We start from the raw sequence: 17,634 nt of genomic DNA on the forward strand, positions 1-17,634 counted from the left end.
CAGGGACATCCCATGAGCATGGTGGCGACAGCGGAGACGGAGGGCGGCGAGACGGTGTCGCTGCATCAGCGCATCCTGTCCGACATAAGCGAGAAAATCCTGTCCGGCGCCTGGGCGCCTGGGCATCGCATCCCGTTCGAGCACGAGTTGACGGCCGAATATGATTGCTCGCGCATGACGGTGAACAAGGCGCTGTCGCAGCTTGCCAAGTCAGGACTGATCGAACGCCGTCGGCGCTCAGGCAGTTTCGTGCGCCAGCCGCAATCGCAAGCGGCGGTGCTGGAAATCCATGACATCAGGATCGAGGTCGAAGCGCTCGGCCTGCCCTATCGCTACGAGCGGCTTGCGCGCCTGAAGCGGCGCAGCAGCGCGCAAGACCGGGCGCTGCTCGGGCTTTCCGCCTCGGGTTCGGTGCTATCGCTGGAATGCCTGCATTTCGCCGGAGAACGGCCCTTCGCGCTCGAAGAGCGGCTGATCAATCTCTCCGCCGTCACGGAAGCCGACGAGGAAGAGTTCCTCGACATTGCGCCGGGTCCATGGCTGATCGGCCGTGTGCCGTGGAGCGAGGCCGAGCATCGCATTCGTGCCATTGCCGCCGACGAGCGTGTTGCCGATGCCCTCGACATCGGCCTGGGCGCGGCCTGTCTTGTGGTCGAGCGCCGGACATGGAGTGCCGAGCACCCGGTCACCCATGTGCGCTTCACCTATGCAGCCGAGAGCCACACGCTTGTGGCAAGGTTCACGCCGTCACAGGGATAGCGCCTGCGGACCTTCCCTTGCGGCGAGACGGGTGACGGTGAGCACCGCCCCCCCGCTGCTGCGCAGCGACCCTCCCCACAAGGGGGAGGGTAAAGAGCTCAGATCGCCGCGGTGATAATGATTTCGACCAGATATTCCGGGCCGGCGAGCTTGGCTTCGCCGGTGGCGCGGGCGGGCGTGTGGCCCTGGGGCACCCACTTGTCCCATTCCGAGTTCATCTCGGCGAAGGTGCCCATGTCGGCCAGCCAAATGATCGCCTGGACGATCTTGGTCTTGTCGGTGCCCGCCTCGGCCAGCAATTCGTCGATCGTCGCCAGAATATCGCGGGTCTGCGAGGCGACATTGCCGCCGGGCTCACCCACCTGGCCGGCCAGATAGACGGTGTTGCCGTGAATGACGATCTGGCTCATGCGCGGGCCAACATCGATGCGACGAATGCTCATGGGAGGTTTCCTTCCTTTGTGGTCGCGCCTCTTTAGAGTTGGCGTCGGCTTCGGGCAAGGCCGAGCGCTCCAAATCCCCTTGGACCAGCGGCGCCGGAGAGTCACGGCAAGTTGAGCCGCCAGCCACAATTCCGCTCGATTGGCTTGTTGACTAATGTAATAACATCACATATCCAGTCGGCGCTGCCCGGCAGCCGCACTTCCGCCCCCACGGACCGTCGAATGACCGAAACCTGCCTGACATTCCGTGACCTGACGCTTGGCTATAACAGCCATCCGGCGATCCATCATCTGGACGGCGTCATACGCAAAGGCTCGTTGACCGCCGTCGTTGGCGCCAACGGTTCGGGCAAGTCGACGCTGATGAAGGGTATTGTCGGCGTGCTGAAGCCGATGGCCGGCGCCGTGACGCGGGCGCCGGGCGTGCGCGCCGCCTATCTGCCGCAGCAGTCGGAAATCGACCGCAGCTTTCCGGCCCGGGTCGTCGATCTGGTCTCGCTCGGCCTGTGGCCAAAACGCGGGCTGCTCGGCCGCCACACGAAGGAGGATCGCCGATCCGTCAGCGAGGCGCTGATGGCGGTCGGTCTTGGCGGCTTCGAGACACGCCCGATCGACACTCTGTCGGGCGGCCAGTTGCAGCGCACCTTGTTTGCCCGCGTGCTGTTGCAGGATGCCGATCTCATCCTGCTCGACGAACCGTTCAACGCCGTCGATGCAAAGACGGTGGGCGATCTCATCGCTCTGATCAAGCGCTGGCATGGCGAGGAACGCACCATCATGGTCGTCGTCCACGACCTCGACCTTGTCCGGCAGAATTTTCCCGAGACGCTGCTGCTGGCCCGCCAGCCTGTCGCCTGGGGCGAGACGAAGGAGACATTGCGGTCCGACAATCTCCTGCGGGCCAGGCGCTTCCATGAAGCATGGGAAGAGAACGCGCCGTGGTGCGAGCCGGGCGGGCACGATCATGACCATGACGGACATGATCACGATCATGACGAGCCTGCCCACGCGCAGGACCATCACCACCATCATGGCGCTGGACCAAGGGCTGCCTGATGAGCTTCCTTTACGACCTCTTCATCGCGCCTTTTGCCGATTTCGCGTTCATGCAGCGGGCGCTGTTCGGCTCGCTGATGCTGTCGCTCGGCGCCTGTCCTGTCGGCGTCTTCCTGATGTTGCGGCGCATGAGCCTCTCGGGCGACGCCATGGCGCACGCCATCCTGCCGGGTGCAGCAGCCGGCTTCCTGCTTTACGGGCTGGAAATCCTGCCGATGACCATTGGCGGCCTGATCGCCGGCATCGTCGTTGCGCTCGGCGCAGGCGCCGTTTCACGATTCACCATCCAGCGCGAGGACGCCTCGATGGCGGCCTTCTACCTGATTTCGCTCGCCGTCGGCGTGCTGATGGTTTCGATCCGTGGCTCCAGCGTTGACCTCATGCATGTGCTGTTCGGCACGGTGCTGGCGCTCAACGACGAAGCGCTGACGCTGATCGGCGGCATCGTGCTGGTGACTCTTGCCAGCCTCGCCGTCTTCTGGCGGGCCCTGGTCGCCGAATGCCTCGACCCGCTGTTCCTGCGCTCGGTCAGCCGGTGGGGCAGTCCGGTGCATTTCATTTTCCTCGGCCTGGTCGTGCTCAACCTCGTTGGCGGCTTCCAGGCGCTGGGCACGCTTCTGTCGGTCGGGTTGATGATGCTGCCGGCGGCAGCCGCCCGTTTCTGGACCGTGCGCGTCGAACCGATGTGCGTGCTGGCCGTGTTGATCGGCTTTGCCTCCTGCATCGCCGGACTGCTTCTATCCTACCACGCCTCGCTGCCCTCCGGCCCAGCCATCATCCTGTCGGCCGGCGTCGTCTATTTCGCCTCGATCCTGTTCGGCACGCGCGGCGCGCTGCGCGCCCGCATCGTCCATCACCGTCATCGGACGGCCTGATTCATCCACCTCTGAAGGAGACCCGCCTATGTTGAAATCGTTCCGCGCCGCCCTGGTGATGAGCGTTATAACATTAACTGCTTTCGGCGCGTCGTCGGCCTTTGCGGCGCCCTTGAAAGTGGTCGCAAGCTTCACCGTCATTGCCGATTTTGCAAGGAATGTCGGCGGCGACCGCGTCAACATCACCACGATCGTGGGACCCGACGGCGATGCGCATGTCTACGAGCCGAGCCCAGCCGATGCGGTAGCGATGGCGGGCGCCGACCTGGTGCTGGTCAACGGCCTGCATTTCGAGGGCTTTCTGCAGCGGCTGGTCGAAGCCAGCGCCACCAAGGCCTCGATCGTCACCTTGACCAAGGGCGTGACGCCGATCGATTTCAAGCCGGAATTCGCCGATGCGGACGCGGCCGAAGGCGCGGGTACCGGCGGCGGCAAGACGGTCACCGATCCGCATGCCTTCCAGTCGATCGCCAATGCCAGGATCTATGTGAAGAACATTGCCGAGGCGTTCTGCGCGGCCGACAATGATGGCTGCGTCAGCTACCAGACCAATGCCGCGGCCTACACAAAGAAGCTCGACGCGCTCGAAGGCGAAGTGAAGGCGACGATCCAGTCCATCCCCCAGGCGAAGCGCGTCGTCATCACCTCACATGACGCGTTCGGCTATTTCGAGCACGAATACGGCCTCATCTTCCTCGCGCCGCAGGGCATCTCGACGGACTCCGAACCGTCGGCCGCCGACGTCGCCAAGCTGGTCGAGCAGGTCAAGCAGGACAAGGCGGCGGCAATCTTCGTCGAGAACATCACCAACCCCCGCCTGATCGAGCAGATCGCCAGCGAGACCGGCATCAAGGTCGGCGGCACGCTCTATTCGGACGCGCTGTCGCAGCCAGACGGCCCGGCCTCGACCTATATCGACATGATGCACAACAACATCACGCAGATCAAAGGCGCGATCCTCGGCAGTTGAGCCGTTCGCTCCAACCGGGCCCAGAGACCCGGTTGGATTTTCCGGTCGGCACTCGCTATTTGGCAGAGAAATCCCTCGGCGTGGATTGCCGCCCGTGCCGGGGAGTGGCAAGACTGCCCAACCAGATTGCGAGGACACCACAATGGAATACCGCCAGATAAGCGAGGACTATTCGGTCTCGGGCCAGATCCAGCCCGAGGACGTCGCCGCCATCAAGGCAGCCGGCTTCAAGAGCGTGATCTGCAACCGGCCGGACGACGAGCAGCCCGGCCAGCCTTCCGCCGACACGCTCAAGGCCGCAGTCGAGGCTGCCGGGCTTGCCTTCCGCTACATCCCCGTCATCAGCGGCCAGATCACCGCCGAGAATGTCGAGGACCAGGGACAAGCGCTCGACGAGTTGGAAGGCCCGGTCTTTGCCTATTGCCGTTCCGGCGCCCGCTGCACCAATCTCTATGGGCTGATCCAGCAGTCGAAGGGTTAGATCGGCAGCGCGCCCGTTTCCTTGAGCGTCTCGAGCACAATCGCCGTCTTGACGTGCTGCACGGATTCGTGCGGCAAGAGCACGCCATTGACGAACTCCGACAGCGATTTCAGGTCAGGCGTGACAACTTTCAAGATGTAGTCCATTTCGCCGGTCAGCGCGTGCGCCTCCTGCACTTCGGGCAGCCGCGCCACGAGTTCGCCGAAGCGCCGCGCATTGTCGCGGTTGTGAGTGGCCAAGGTCACCGAGATGACGTTGACCAGCGAAAAGCCCAGCCTGTCGCGGTCAAGCACGGCGCGATAGCCCTTGATGTAGCCGTCCTCCTCCAGCCGCTGGCGGCGGCGCGAGCATTGCGAGGCCGAGAGGTTCACCCGCTCCGAAAGATCGTTGTTGGTGAGCCGCGCGTCACCCTGCAACAGCGCCAGTATCTTGCGATCAAACTGGTCAAGGCGCGCGTCATTCATGATATTTTCTCAAATCGTGCACATTTCACGCATCAGGTAAACATTTCAAGCGTTTGAATGCAAGCACCGTGCGGCGCGCCGGCGCTATGATGGCATGAGACGGCCTAGGCAGGCCAATGCCCGCTTCCGGAGGATAATCATGGGTCCCTTCCCGCACGACGCTCCACCCGCCAAGATCAGCAAGGCCAACCCCGCCGGCACCGATGGTTTCGAATTCGTCGAATTCGCGCATCCGGAGCCGCGGAAGCTGGCCGAATTGTTCACCCGCATGGGTTATGTAGCGGTGGCAAAGCACCGTACCAAGGACATCACCGTCTGGCGCCAGGGCGACATCAACTATGTCGTCAACGCCGAACCGAGCTCGCATGCGATGAGGTTCGTCGACAAGCATGGCCCATGCGCCGCCTCCATGGCGTGGCGGGTGGTCGATGCCAAGCATGCTTTCGACCACGCTGTCGGCAAGGGTGCCACGCCTTACGAAGGCGCCGACAAGACGCTCGACGTGCCGGCGATCGTTGGCATCGGCGGCTCGCTGCTCTACTTCATCGAAACCTATGGGGAGAAGGGTTCGGCCTATGATGCCGAGTTCGAATGGCTGGGCAAACGCGACCCCAGGCCGGAAGGCGTCGGCTTCTATTTCCTCGACCACCTCACGCACAATGTCTATCGCGGCAACATGGACAAATGGTGGGATTTCTACCGCGACCTGTTCGGCTTCAAGCAGATCCATTTCTTCGACATCGACGGCAAGATCACCGGGCTGGTCAGCCGGGCGATCACCTCACCTTGCGGCAAGATCCGCATTCCGCTCAACGAATCCAAGGACGACACCAGCCAGATTGCCGAATATCTGAAGAAGTACAATGGCGAGGGCATCCAGCATATAGCGGTGGGCACCGACGCGATCTACGAGGCAACCGACAAACTTGCCGCCAATGGGCTGAAATTCATGCCCGGCCCGCCGGAGACCTATTACGAGATGTCGCATGCACGCGTGAACGGCCATGACGAGCCGATCGAACGCATGAAGAAGCATGGCATTTTGATCGACGGCGAAGGCGTGGTCGACGGCGGCACGACGAAGATCCTCTTGCAGATCTTCTCCAAGACCGTGATCGGACCAATCTTCTTCGAATTCATCCAGCGCAAAGGCGACGAAGGCTTTGGCGAAGGCAATTTCCGCGCACTGTTCGAATCGATCGAGCAGGACCAGATCAAGCGCGGCGTGATCAAGGTGCAGGCGGCGGAATAGTCTGATGGACTCGGAGTTCTTGCGGCTCCGGCCAATTATGACCTAAATTCAGGTCATAATTGGTTTTTGACGATGAATGTTCCGATGGCGAAAGCGAAGGCCCAGCTCTCCGAGTTGCTAAAGCGTGCCCAGGCCGGCGAAGAAATCCATCTGACCCGGCATGAAGAGGTGGTCGCGACCTTGAGTGCTCCCGCTCGGCCCGGCGGCAGCAAGCGCCTGTTGGGAGCCCTGAAAGGCCAAATTTGAATATCGGATGATTTTGATGAACTTGGTCCCGAATGGGACGAGTATATTAAATGAGCCGCAAATATCTGGTCGACACTCACATTTTGCTTTGGGTGCTCAACGCAGATTCACGTCTTTCGGATCATCATCGCGACATCTTTGTCGCAGGCAAGGATGTGATCGTCAGCGCCATCTCGGTAGCGGAGATTGCCATCAAGAGATCGCTCGGCAAAGTCACGCTCTCGGGCGACATCGTGGACATACTGCGATCGAACGGGGGGCCAATCCTCGGTGCAAACGAACTCCACGCAGCAGGGCTTGGGCATTTGCCGCTCCATCATCGCGATCCCTTTGATCGTCTGCTTATTGCACAAGCTCAAATTGAAGGCCTGACATTGGTCACAGCAGATCGGCATTTCTCAGCCTATGACGTTGCATTGGTCTGATCGCCCAAGCCTAGCCGCTCCACCTCGGCACTCCTGAGCCTGAGGTCATAATCGAGCAGGAATTCGTCGAGTTGCGGCGGCGCGACCGACGTGCCGGACAGCATCGCGTGCACCTGGCCGCGATGGTGGATGTCATGCAGGAAAAGATGGGCGAGGATATCGCCGATCCTCTCCGGGATCATACCGTCCCCGCGCCGATCGGTGATGACATGGCGGTCGATATCGGCCTCCGACAGGGCATCGCAGAAGGTGATCAGCCTGCGGTCGAACCTGATCTGGGCCACTGACAAATCGGCTGCGTTGTCGAACGGCACGAAATCATCGTACACCGCAGCGCCAACGCCGCCCTCCTCAAGAAAATCGAGGTAGAGAAGATCGACCGCCAGTATGTGGTTGAGCGTCGCCTTGATCGACGGGAAGAAGCCGGTGCGCCCGGCCGCGAATTCGCCCGGCTTGAGCGCGAGCACGGCCCGGTAAAGCCGGTCGTTCGACCAAAGATTGTTGCCGGCCATGCGGCGCAGATGGTCAAGCAGGTTCATTCTTCAACTTGCGGCCCTCACCCCTGATATTTCTCGACCGTCTGCTCGATGGCGCCGAAGATCGAATGCCCGGCCTTGTTCTTCATCTCTATGCGCACCGTGTCGCCGAAACGCAGGAACGGCGTCTTCGGCTCGCCGCTCTCGATGGTCTCGATCATGCGCAGTTCGGCGATGCAGGAATAGCCTGCGCCGCCGGCTGAGACAGGCTTGCCAGGCCCGCCGCCGAGCTTGTTGGAGACGGTGCCGGAGCCGATGATGGTGCCGGCCGCCAGCGGCCGTGTTTTCGCCGCATGGACGATGAGCGCTGGGAAATCGAAGGTCATGTCGACGCCGGCATTCGCCCGGCCGAAAGGTTTGCCGTTGAGGTCGGCAAGCAGCGGCAGGCTGACTTTGCCGCCGTCCCAAGCCTCGCCCAACTCGTCGGGCGTCGCCGCGACCGGCGAGAAGGCCGAAGACGGCTTGGACTGGAAGAAGCCGAACCCCTTGGCGAGTTCTGGTCCGGTAATGGCACGCAGCGTTACGTCGTTGACCAGCATCACCAGGCGAATCGCCTCCCGTGCCTTTTCGAGGCCGGCGCCCATCGGCACATCATCGACAACGACCGCGACTTCCGCCTCCATGTCGATGCCAAAGGCCTCGTCGGCCATGCGGATCGGGTCTCGCGGCGGGATGAAGCTGTCCGAGCCGCCCTGATAGATCAGCGGGTCGGTCCAGAAGCTCGCCGGCATTTCGGCGCCGCGCGTCTTTCGCACCAACTCGACATGGTTCACATAGGCCGAACCGTCAGCCCATTGATAGGCGCGCGGCAGCGGCGAATGGGCATTGTGTTCGTGAAAGCGCGCTGACGGCACCGCGTTGTTCTCGAGCGACTCCGCCATTGCGGCCAGATGCGGCGAAATCCGCCGCCAGTCGTCGAGCGCCGCCTGCAATGTCGGCACCAGGAAGGAGGCATCGGTGAAGCGTGTAAGATCGCGCGAGACGACGACGAGCTTTCCGTCGCGCGTCCCGTTCTTCAATGTAGCAAGCTTCATGCGTTTCCTCTCCTGACGTGGCCTTGCGCCGCTTGGTCCACAACAAAGCTGTTATGGGCAATCGTCAAGCCGCCGGCTTAACTTTCCTGAAGGCAGTTTTCCGACGGCAGCGATCCATTCAGGACCAATCGCCCTCGGGCGTGCCATTGAAGCGCTTCTTCAGATCGGCCCAGCAGTCGATGTAATTGTCCTGCCTGGTGTCGAGTTCGGCAGCGTAGCGGGTCAGCATCTGCGGGAACCGGGTCTCGAACATGAAGGCCATGGTGTTGTCGAGCTTGACGGGCTTCAGATCCGCGCGCGAGGCCTTTTCGAAGCCAGGCGCGTCCGGGCCGTGGGCCAGCATCAGATTGTGCAGGCTGATGCCGCCGGGAACGAACCCTTCTTCCTTGGCGTCGTACTGACCGTGGATCAGACCCATGAACTCGCTCATGATGTTGCGGTGATACCAGGGCGGACGGAACGTGTCTTCGGCCACCAGCCAGCGCGGCGGGAAGATGACGAAATCGATGTTGGCGGTGCCCTCCTCGCCGCTCGGCGCGGTCAGCACCGTGAAGATCGACGGATCGGGGTGATCAAAGAGGATCGCACCAACCGGCGAAAACGTCGCCAGATCATATTTGTAGGGCGCATAGTTGCCGTGCCACGCCACCACATCAAGGGGCGAATGGCCTATTTCCGTGGCATGAAAATGTCCGCACCATTTGACGGTCAGCCGGCAGGGCGTCTCCTTCTCCTCGAACCAGGCGCAGGGCGTCTTGAAATCGCGCGGATTGGCCAGGCAATTGGCGCCGATCGGGCCGCGGTCGGGCATCGTCAGCTTGGCGCCGTAGTTCTCGCAGACATAGCCGCGCACTTCGACATCGACCAGTTCGACCTTGAAGACGAGGCCGCGCGGCAGCACCGCGATCTCACCCGGCCTGAGCTCGATGACGCCCATCTCGGTGACGAAGCGCAAGGCGCCCACCTGCGGCACCACCAGCAACTCGCCGTCGGCGTTGAAGAAATGGTCGTCGACCATCGATTTGTTGGCGAGATAGACATGCGCCGCCATGCCGGTCTGCCCAAGAACGTCGCCGGCGGTGGTGATCGAGCGCATGCCGGCGATGAAATCGGTCGGCTCCTTCGGCATCGGCACCGGGCTCCAGCGATACTGGCCGAGCGCCAGCTCATGATCGCCGACATTGGGCGCACTTTTCCAGAAGGGATAACTCACCGACTTGAAGCGCCCGGTATGCTTGACGCTCGGCCGGATGCGATAAAGCCAGGAGCGCTCATTGGTGCCACGCGGCGCGGTGAAGGGCGAGCCGGAGAGCTGCTCGGCATAGAGGCCGTAGGCCGGCCGCTGCGGTGAATTGCGCCCGTGCGGCAGCGAACCCGGCAGGCTTTCGGTTTCGAAATCGTTGCCGAAACCCGGCATGTAGGAAAAGGCCATCGCTTCCTCCTCGCGAATGCTTGACCAAATTGGTTTCATTTGTAACCATTGAAAATGTAACTATCAATGCCGTGCGCGGGCATTTCCCGATGGCTGGTCATGGAATCCGAAATCCTGGAACTCGAAAGCTTTCTGCCCTACCGGCTGTATCGGCTGGCCGATGCCGTGAGCCGCGAATTCTCCCGGATCTACAAGGAGCGTCACGGCCTCACACGGCCGGAATGGCGTACGCTTTCAGGGCTTGGCCAGCGCGGCACAATGACCGCGACGGAACTCGGTGCGCAGTCGGCGATGCACAAGACAAAGGTTTCGCGTGCTGTGGCGGAGCTTGAGCGTCGCCGCTGGCTCATCCGAACCACTGACGAGAACGATCGCCGCGTCGAGCACCTGGCGCTGACCCGGGCCGGACTTGCGGCCTATAGCGAGATGGTGCCGCTGGCGAAGGCGTTCGAACGGGAGTTGCTGGCCCAGCTGAGAGCCGACCAGCAAGCCTCCATCGTCAAAGGCGTCGCGTCGTTGGAAAGCGCGTTGGGTCTGAGATAGCGGCTATCGCCAGATGGAATAGGAGACGGTGGCTCGACGCGACAGCGCCTTGAAGCAGAGACGGTCTGGCGGTCATTTTCGATCCCTGCTTGCCCGATGGCGGATTTTCAGCGCTGTATGTAAGCCAGTGATCATCGACGGGCGAATTGGGGGGAAGGATGAAGTCGCTGCTCGCGAGGCCGGTGGCCGTGGTCGTCTTGCTGTTTGCCAGAGCCATCACCGCTGTGCGGCCGTTTTGGCATGAAGGCAGATTGCCTCGGCGTCGCTCGATCTTCTTTGCCAATCATTCCAGCCATGGCGATTTCATCTTGATCTGGGCTGTTCTGCCGCCGCGCCTGCGTCGGCGGGTGCGTCCCGTAGCGGGCGCCGACTACTGGCTGAAATCAAAAGTCCGGGCCTTCATCGGCCGCGACGTTTTCAATGCCGTCCTGATCGAGCGCAATCGCGATGGACGCACGACGGATCCTGTCGAAAGCATGGGAGAGGCGATGAGAGAAGGCTCTTCGCTCATTCTCTTCCCGGAAGGCACGCGCAACCAATCCGACGCGTCCTTGCAGCCATTCAAGTCCGGCCTGTTCCATTTGGCGGCATCGCACCCGGATTTCGAGTTGGTGCCGGTATGGATCGCCAATCTCAACCGGGTGATGCCGAAAGGGGAATTCGTGCCTATCCCGCTGATCTGCACGGTGACGTTCGGCGAGGCAATGCACCTGGCTGACGGCGAGAGCAAGGACATGTTCCTCGAGCGGGCACGTGGGGCGCTGCTGGCGCTGGCACCGAAAAAGGCAGCGGAATGAGCTCGACCCAATTCGATATGATGGTCCTCGTGCTCGGCGTCTGCGGGATCCTGCTCGCGGCCTCTTTCGTGGGGCATATCCTGGAGCGACGACTGTCGCCGGAAGGCTCCAACCCAGCCATCGAGAACCTCAACGCCCGTATCAATGCCTGGTGGGTAATGGCGATTCTCATCGCCATAGCATTCATCGCCGGGCGGATCGGCGTCCTGCTTCTCTTCGGCTTCTGTTCCTTCGCCGCACTTCGCGAATTCGTGACGCTGACCAATACCCGGCGTGCCGACCACTGGGCGCTGGCCACGGCGTTTTTCCTCGTGCTGCCGGTACAGTATGTGCTGCTCTGGATCGAGGACTACGAGATCTTTTCTGTTTTCATCCCGGTCTACGCCTTCCTGTTGATGCCCATCATCTCGGCCATACGGGGCGACACCCAGCACTTCCTCGTTCGAATTGCAGAGGTGCAATGGGCACTGATGATCTGTGTTTTCTGTGCCTCCCACGTCCCGGCTCTTCTGACGTTGCATATTCCGGGCTACGAGGGCCGCAATGTGCTTCTGATAGCCTTCCTTGTCATCGTCGTGCAATTGAGCGACGTGCTGCAATATATCTGGGGAAAGGCGATCGGGCGTACGAAGATCGCACCAAACCTTTCGCCGTCCAAGACGCTTGAAGGTTTCCTCGGCGGCGTTGCGAGCGCCAGCCTCGTCGGCGCTGGCCTGTGGTGGATCACGCCGTTCTCTCCGCTTCAAGCGGGCGCGATGGCCTTCCTGATCACGCTGATGGGTTTTTTCGGCGGCCTTGTGATGTCCGCCATCAAACGTGACCGCGGCGTGAAGGATTGGGGCCATCTGATCGACGGCCACGGCGGCCTGATAGATCGGCTGGATTCGGTGGTCTTCTCCGCTCCAATCTTCTTCCATCTCACGCGTTATTTCTGGTCACCGGGATGAGGTAGTGATGAACACGGGCGATCGCAGACCACTTGCAAGCCGCGACACGCGCTGGGCACAAGCGACGGCCAGACGTCTCGCCGCGCTCTCCGTGACCCCCAACCGGATTTCGCAGGCCAGTATCCTCGCCGGCGCGATGGCAGGTGCGGCCTTCTGTGTTGGCGGGCAGAGCGGGGGCACTTCTCGTTTGTTGCTGTTGCTGGGCGCGGCGCTGTTTTGCCAACTGCGGCTGCTGTGCAATCTGTTCGATGGCATGGTCGCAGTCGAGGGCGGCAAGGCGTCGGCCGACGGGCCGTTCTGGAACGAGTTCCCGGACAGGATCGCCGATATCGCCATCATGGTCGGGATAGGCTACGGCATCGGCATGCCTGGCCTAGGCTGGGCGGCGGCCTGTTTTTCGGTTCTCACCGCCTATGTGCGGGAACTAGGGCGGGCCAACGAGGCGCCGAGCGATTTCACCGGACCGATGGCCAAGCCACATCGCATGGCAGTTGCAACCGTCGCGGCACTGCTATCGGCCGGAGAATTCCTTTGGAATGGCCACAACGAAGTGTTGACGCTCGCTCTCGCCATCATTGCGATCGGCGCCGCCGCAACTGCGTTGCGGCGCGCATGGCGACAGGTGCGATGGCTGAAAACCATGCGACTCTAGCACCGCCTGCCTCGAAGGCTGAAACTCCCAGCGCATCGACTACCAGTCCATCACCACCTTGCCCGAACTGCCGCTGCGCATCGCATCAAATCCAACCTGGAAATCGTCGATGCCGATGCGGTGCGTGATCAGGCCTGAGACGTCGAGCGGGCCCTGGACCAGGGCGATCATCTTATACCAGGTCTCGAACATCTCGCGGCCGTAGATGCCCTTGAGATGCAGCATCTTGAAGATGACCTTGTTCCAGTCGATCTCGAACCCGGTCGGCGCAATGCCGAGGATGGCGATCTTGCCGCCATTGTTCATGGTGTCGATCATGTCGCGGAAGGCGGGGGCTGCCCCGGACATCTCCAAGCCGACATCGAAACCTTCCGTCATGCCGAGCGCCGGCATCACGTCGCGCAGTTTTTCCTTGGAGGCGTCGACGACATGCTGGACGCCAAGCTTGCGCGCAAGATCCAGCCGAACCGGATTGATATCGGTGATAACGACCTTCCTGGCGCCGACGCATTGCGCGACCAACGCGCCCATGATGCCGATCGGTCCGGCGCCGGTGACCAGCACGTCCTCGCCGACCAGATCGAATGACAATGCGGTGTGAACGGCATTGCCCAGCGGATCGAAGATGGCAGCGATCTCGTCGGGCACATCGTCGGGGATCGGCACGACATTGTGCTGCGGGATCGCCAGGTACTCGCCGAACGCGCCCGGGCGATTGACGCCGACGCCGAGCGTGTTGCGGCACAGATGCCCCCTGCCCGCGCGGCAGTTGCGGCAATGTCCGCAGACGATGTGGCCTTCTCCCGACACACGCTGGCCGACCTTGTATTCGGTGACCGCGGCGCCGAAATCCGCAACGGTGCCGACGAATTCATGGCCGGTCACCATCGGCACGGGCACCGTCTTCTGCGCCCACTGGTCCCAATTGTAGATGTGGACGTCTGTGCCGCAGATCGCGGTCTTCTTCACCTTGATCAGGACGTCGTTGGGGCCGATTTCCGGCACCGGCACCTCTTCCATCCAGATGCCCGGCTCGGCCTTGGCCTTCACCAGCGCCTTCATCATGTTCGACATTCTTTTGTCCCTTGAATCTCTTGATCCGGAAGCGGTTTGCGGTGCCGGTCGCTCAGGAAATCACACCTAGTTCCTTGCCAACCGCACCGAAAGCCTGGACCGCCCGATCAATGTCGGCGCTGGAATGCGCGGCCGACATCTGGGTGCGGATGCGCGCCTGGCCCTTTGGCACCACCGGGAAGGAGAAGCCGATGACATAGATGCCGCGCTGCAGCATGCGCGCCGCCATCTCCTGTGCCAAGCTGGCATCGCCCAGCATGACCGGGATGATCGGATGACCGGCGCCCGCCAGCGTGAAGCCGAGCTTGCCCATCTGGGTCCGGAACCGTTCCGCATTGGCATATAGGCGCTCGCGCAAGGCATCGCCATTGCGGATCATGTCGAACACTCTGATCGAGGCGCCGGCAATCGCCGGCATCAGCGTGTTGGAAAACAGATAGGGCCGCGAGCGCTGGCGCAGCCAGTCGACCACCTGTTTCTTGCCGGACGTATAGCCGCCGGAAGCGCCGCCCAGCGCCTTGCCAAGCGTACCGGTGATGATGTCGACCCTGCCCTCGACGCCGCAATGCTCAGCCGAGCCGCGGCCGTTCCTGCCGACGAAGCCGACCGCGTGACTGTCGTCGACCATGACCATGGCATCGTATTTTTCGGCCAGATCGCACACACCCGCGAGATTGGCGATGATGCCATCCATCGAGAACACGCCATCGGTGGCGATCAGCCGGAAGCGGCAATCCTTCGCCTCCTTCAGCCGCGCCTCGAGATCCGCCATATCGTTGTTGGCGTAGCGGAAGCGTTTGGCCTTGGACAGCCTGACTCCGTCGATGATGGAGGCGTGGTTCAGCGCATCGGAGATGATGGCGTCCTCCTCGCCGAGCAGCGTCTCGAACAGGCCGCCATTGGCATCGAAGCAAGAGCCGTAGAGGATGGTGTCGTCCATGCCGAGGAAGGACGATATCGTGCCTTCCAACTGCTTGTGCTCCTCCTGCGTGCCGCAGATGAAACGCACCGAAGCCATGCCGTAGCCGTAGCGGTCGAGCGCGTGCTTCGCCGCCTCGCGCAGGTCGGGGCTGTCGGCGAGGCCGAGATAGTTGTTGGCGCAGAAATTCAGCACCTTCTCGCCGCCGACCTCGATCTCAGCCGACTGCGTGGAGGAAATCACCCGCTCGGACTTGTACAGTCCGGCCGATCTGAGCCCCTCAAGTTCGCCGTCGATATGGGAGAGAAATGCTGCGGTCATGATCGTGCCTCGTTTGACGTGGGCAGACTGTCGTCCCGCACGCACAAAAAATCCACCGCAAAAGCGACCGGATCAGGTGGCTGGGCAATGTCGAACGGATGCCGCGGGCATGGCTCGAGAGACGATCCGGATCACAGGGGCCGGCGAATGTTCAAATGCGGACCGGCCGCGAAAGAGGCCGATAACCATTTCGCGATCTTTAAGCCTTTCCCCTTGTCGGCCGGCTGTCGATTTCCAGTCCTGTTAATGTTTGCGGTTCAATGATGCTCATACAGGAATCCGTTGGCGAGAGGGCCGCCCCCCAAGATGTCGCAGCAGCCGGTGCAAACCGTTTCAGGCAAGCTCATACTGCTGATCAAGGCCGGCTACTGGCTGGCGCTGCTGATCATCGCCGCCATGGTGGTGGCTTCCTTCATCCTGCTGCAGCAGGTGATGGCCACCCAACGGCACAACCATACGCTGCTCGATATCGTCAGCACGCAAAAGACGCTGTCGCAGCGCATCGTCTTCCTCGCCGGTGCGACCGGTGCTGCTTCGCGCGACAAGCAGCCGGCGCTCGTCAACGCGCTCAAGCAGGCGACGGCGGAGTTCGAAACCAACTATGACCTGCTGCTCAAGCAGACGGCCGCCGATCCAAAGTCGCCGGCCAGGCTCGATCCGAAGACGATCGAGAACGTCCTTTTCGGCAAGCCTTTTCATCTCGACTATTTTTCCGTCGGGCTGGTCGCCAATGGCGAACGCCTGATATCGGCATTCTCGTCGCAACTCGCGCTCGGCGACAATGGCGGCTACAAGGGCGGCTACGAACGCGTCACCCTCGACGCCTCGGTCGCCAACGCAACATTGTCGGGCTATTCGGCGCTTGGCCAGCGCATCAGCGCTTTCGCCGACGAACGATCCGAAAAGATGCTCGATCTGCACCGCACGCTGTTTTACGCCACGATCGGCGTCATCGTGCTGGTGGCACTGTTCATCTTCCGACCCATGTCGAACGCGATCCTGCGCAAGACGCGCGAACTCGTCGACGCACGAAATTCGATGGCTTTCATCGCCGTTCATGACGGGCTGACCGGTCTGCACAACCGCACATTCCTGACCGACCATTTCGACACGCTGATCAAGAGCGCGCATCGTCGGCGCGAACGTCTTGCGGTGGTGCAGCTTGATCTCGACCGGTTCAAGCAGATCAACGACACGCTCGGCCACGCCGCCGGCGACTATGTGCTGGTCATCACGGCCCAGCGCATGCGCGATTCCTGCCGGGCGTCGGATCTGTGCGTGCGCCTCGGCGGCGACGAGTTCGTGATGATCCTCAACGGCGCCGGCGGCACCGAAGACATCAACATGCTGGCACGGCGCATTCTTGCGCACATCAACGAGCCGATCGTCTTCCAGGGCACGACCATTCTGCCGGGCGCCAGCGGCGGCATCGCCGTCTATCCGATCGATGCCGACAACGCCCAGGACCTGCTGGTCCACGCCGATCTGGCGCTTTACTCCGCCAAGAAGATGGGCGGCGGCAATTTCTCGTTCTTCTCCGAGGAATTGCGTCGCGAACTCGATTATCGCAAGCAACTTGAGCACGACATCAAGCTCGCCATTTCACAGCGGGCATTCCAGGTCTATTTCCAGCCGCAGGTTTCACTGAGCGACGGGACGATCAGCGGCATCGAGGCGCTGGTGCGCTGGAACCACGCCGAGCGCGGCATGATCTCGCCTGGCGAATTCATTCCCGTCGCCGAGAAATGCGGTTTCATGCCTGATATCGGCCGCATCGTCATCAGCAAGGCCATCAACGAAGCCGCCGAATGGAACCGCGCCGGCATTGCTTTCGGACGGCTTGCGGTCAACGTATCCGGAACCGAATTGCGCGAGCACGACTTCGACGCTTTCCTGTTCGAGACGCTCGAGAAGGCCGGCCTGCCGCCGCAGAAACTGTCGCTGGAAATCGTCGAATCCGTCATTCTCGATGACGAGAAGACAGGCATCGCGGCAAAGCTACGCCATATCAGGGCCGCGGGCGTCCATCTTGAGCTCGACGATTTCGGCACCGGTTACGCCTCGCTCAGCCACGTCAATCCCAACGAGATCGACCGGCTGAAGATCGATCGCCGCTTCGTCCAGAACATCCATGAGAACGGTGACAACTCCAAGATCGTGCGCGCCATCACCGAGCTCGCGCGCGGCCTTGGCATCTCGATCGTCGCGGAGGGCGCCGAGACCGAAGCCGAACTCGATTCACTGATGGCGATCGGATGCGACCAGGTGCAGGGCTACTCCATCGCCTTCCCGATGCCGCAGGACAAAGCCCGTGACTGGCTGAGCGCCCGCATGCCGAAGAAGGCCAGGCTGACGGTGCTGCAGGGAAGCCTGGCGTAGGCAGCCCTGACCCGCGCTTGACAACTCAT

20 protein-coding genes are annotated in these 17,634 nt (G+C 61.9%); 13 read left to right on the forward strand and 7 right to left on the reverse strand.

Annotated elements, in window-relative coordinates; all coding sequences use genetic code 11:
- Window positions 1-12 precede the first annotated feature (12 nt).
- On the forward strand, window positions 13-759 hold the full coding sequence (gene hutC, locus LB566_RS01315) for a histidine utilization repressor (protein WP_224622611.1): 747 nt from the start codon (window positions 13-15) through the stop codon (window positions 757-759).
- 98 nt (window positions 760-857) lie between these two features.
- Here the strand turns inward: hutC and LB566_RS01320 are convergent, their stop codons facing one another.
- Window positions 858-1,202, reverse strand: coding sequence for a RidA family protein (locus LB566_RS01320; RefSeq protein ID WP_224622613.1), 345 nt, complete (start codon window positions 1,200-1,202; stop codon window positions 858-860).
- A 222-nt stretch (window positions 1,203-1,424) separates the two neighbouring features.
- On the opposite strand from LB566_RS01320, the gene aztA reads away from it, so the two are divergent.
- The 4 genes from aztA to LB566_RS01340 all read left to right on the forward strand — a co-directional run bounded on the left by aztA (window position 1,425) and on the right by LB566_RS01340 (window position 4,584).
- A complete protein-coding gene (gene aztA / locus LB566_RS01325; protein WP_224622614.1) occupies window positions 1,425-2,258 on the forward strand; it encodes a zinc ABC transporter ATP-binding protein AztA in 834 nt (277 codons plus the stop codon).
- Window positions 2,258-3,133 (forward strand): zinc ABC transporter permease AztB, encoded by an 876-nt coding sequence (gene aztB / locus LB566_RS01330; protein WP_224622616.1) that lies wholly within the window; start codon window positions 2,258-2,260, stop codon window positions 3,131-3,133. Before aztA ends, aztB begins: the two co-directional genes overlap by 1 nt.
- Before the next feature lie 28 nt (window positions 3,134-3,161).
- Window positions 3,162-4,103, forward strand: a complete 942-nt coding sequence (gene aztC / locus LB566_RS01335; RefSeq protein ID WP_224622619.1) for a zinc ABC transporter substrate-binding protein AztC — start codon at window positions 3,162-3,164, stop codon at window positions 4,101-4,103.
- Window positions 4,104-4,245: 142 nt separating this feature from the next.
- Window positions 4,246-4,584 (forward strand): TIGR01244 family sulfur transferase, encoded by a 339-nt coding sequence (locus LB566_RS01340; RefSeq protein ID WP_140549140.1) that lies wholly within the window; start codon window positions 4,246-4,248, stop codon window positions 4,582-4,584.
- On the opposite strand, the gene LB566_RS01345 is transcribed toward LB566_RS01340, so the two are convergent.
- A complete protein-coding gene (locus LB566_RS01345; protein ID WP_224622621.1) occupies window positions 4,581-5,048 on the reverse strand; it encodes an Lrp/AsnC family transcriptional regulator in 468 nt (155 codons plus the stop codon). The genes LB566_RS01340 and LB566_RS01345 overlap by 4 nt on opposite strands.
- Window positions 5,049-5,187: 139 nt before the next feature.
- Here LB566_RS01345 and hppD point away from each other — a divergent pair, with 139 nt between their 5' ends.
- From hppD to LB566_RS01360, 3 genes are all read left to right on the forward strand, one after another.
- Complete coding sequence (gene hppD, locus LB566_RS01350; RefSeq protein WP_224622623.1) at window positions 5,188-6,300, forward strand: 4-hydroxyphenylpyruvate dioxygenase; 1,113 nt, start codon at window positions 5,188-5,190, stop codon at window positions 6,298-6,300.
- Window positions 6,301-6,384: 84 nt separating this feature from the next.
- Entirely contained in the window at window positions 6,385-6,546 is a 162-nt protein-coding gene (locus LB566_RS01355; protein WP_224622625.1) for a type II toxin-antitoxin system Phd/YefM family antitoxin, read from the forward strand.
- 50 nt (window positions 6,547-6,596) lie between these two features.
- On the forward strand, window positions 6,597-6,971 hold the full coding sequence (locus LB566_RS01360; RefSeq protein WP_224622627.1) for a type II toxin-antitoxin system VapC family toxin: 375 nt from the start codon (window positions 6,597-6,599) through the stop codon (window positions 6,969-6,971).
- Here the strand turns inward: LB566_RS01360 and LB566_RS01365 are convergent.
- The 3 genes from LB566_RS01365 to hmgA all read right to left on the reverse strand — a co-directional run bounded on the left by LB566_RS01365 (window position 6,950) and on the right by hmgA (window position 9,973).
- Window positions 6,950-7,510 (reverse strand): DinB family protein, encoded by a 561-nt coding sequence (locus LB566_RS01365; protein WP_224622629.1) that lies wholly within the window; start codon window positions 7,508-7,510, stop codon window positions 6,950-6,952. The two genes, LB566_RS01360 and LB566_RS01365, sit on opposite strands and share 22 nt — an antisense overlap.
- Window positions 7,511-7,527: 17 nt before the next feature.
- Entirely contained in the window at window positions 7,528-8,541 is a 1,014-nt protein-coding gene (locus LB566_RS01370) for a fumarylacetoacetate hydrolase family protein (RefSeq protein ID WP_224622632.1), read from the reverse strand.
- 118 nt (window positions 8,542-8,659) lie between these two features.
- Window positions 8,660-9,973 (reverse strand): homogentisate 1,2-dioxygenase, encoded by a 1,314-nt coding sequence (gene hmgA / locus LB566_RS01375; protein ID WP_224622634.1) that lies wholly within the window; start codon window positions 9,971-9,973, stop codon window positions 8,660-8,662.
- A gap of 99 nt (window positions 9,974-10,072) precedes the next feature.
- On the opposite strand from hmgA, the gene LB566_RS01380 reads away from it, so the two are divergent.
- The 4 genes from LB566_RS01380 to LB566_RS01395 all read left to right on the forward strand — a co-directional run bounded on the left by LB566_RS01380 (window position 10,073) and on the right by LB566_RS01395 (window position 12,912).
- The gene (locus LB566_RS01380; RefSeq protein WP_224622635.1) at window positions 10,073-10,516 is read left to right on the forward strand and encodes a MarR family winged helix-turn-helix transcriptional regulator; all 444 of its coding nucleotides are present in this window, start codon (window positions 10,073-10,075) and stop codon (window positions 10,514-10,516) included.
- 158 nt (window positions 10,517-10,674) lie between these two features.
- The gene (locus LB566_RS01385) at window positions 10,675-11,313 is read left to right on the forward strand and encodes a lysophospholipid acyltransferase family protein (protein ID WP_224622638.1); all 639 of its coding nucleotides are present in this window, start codon (window positions 10,675-10,677) and stop codon (window positions 11,311-11,313) included.
- Window positions 11,314-11,333: 20 nt separating this feature from the next.
- Window positions 11,334-12,260 (forward strand): phosphatidate cytidylyltransferase, encoded by a 927-nt coding sequence (locus LB566_RS01390; RefSeq protein WP_411910449.1) that lies wholly within the window; start codon window positions 11,334-11,336, stop codon window positions 12,258-12,260.
- Window positions 12,261-12,264: 4 nt separating this feature from the next.
- Window positions 12,265-12,912, forward strand: coding sequence for a CDP-alcohol phosphatidyltransferase family protein (locus LB566_RS01395; RefSeq protein WP_224622642.1), 648 nt, complete (start codon window positions 12,265-12,267; stop codon window positions 12,910-12,912).
- A 39-nt stretch (window positions 12,913-12,951) separates the two neighbouring features.
- Here LB566_RS01395 and tdh read toward each other — a convergent pair whose 3' ends face one another.
- The gene (gene tdh, locus LB566_RS01400; protein WP_140549151.1) at window positions 12,952-13,986 is read right to left on the reverse strand and encodes an L-threonine 3-dehydrogenase; all 1,035 of its coding nucleotides are present in this window, start codon (window positions 13,984-13,986) and stop codon (window positions 12,952-12,954) included.
- A gap of 52 nt (window positions 13,987-14,038) precedes the next feature.
- Entirely contained in the window at window positions 14,039-15,226 is a 1,188-nt protein-coding gene (locus LB566_RS01405) for a glycine C-acetyltransferase (RefSeq protein WP_224622644.1), read from the reverse strand.
- Between the two features lie 306 nt (window positions 15,227-15,532).
- On the opposite strand from LB566_RS01405, the gene LB566_RS01410 reads away from it, so the two are divergent.
- Window positions 15,533-17,605, forward strand: a complete 2,073-nt coding sequence (locus LB566_RS01410) for a putative bifunctional diguanylate cyclase/phosphodiesterase (protein WP_140549153.1) — start codon at window positions 15,533-15,535, stop codon at window positions 17,603-17,605.
- The last annotated feature ends 29 nt before the right edge of the window (window positions 17,606-17,634 follow it).

Source organism: Mesorhizobium sp. CA13, from assembly GCF_020165235.1.
Lineage (GTDB): Bacteria > Pseudomonadota > Alphaproteobacteria > Rhizobiales > Rhizobiaceae > Mesorhizobium.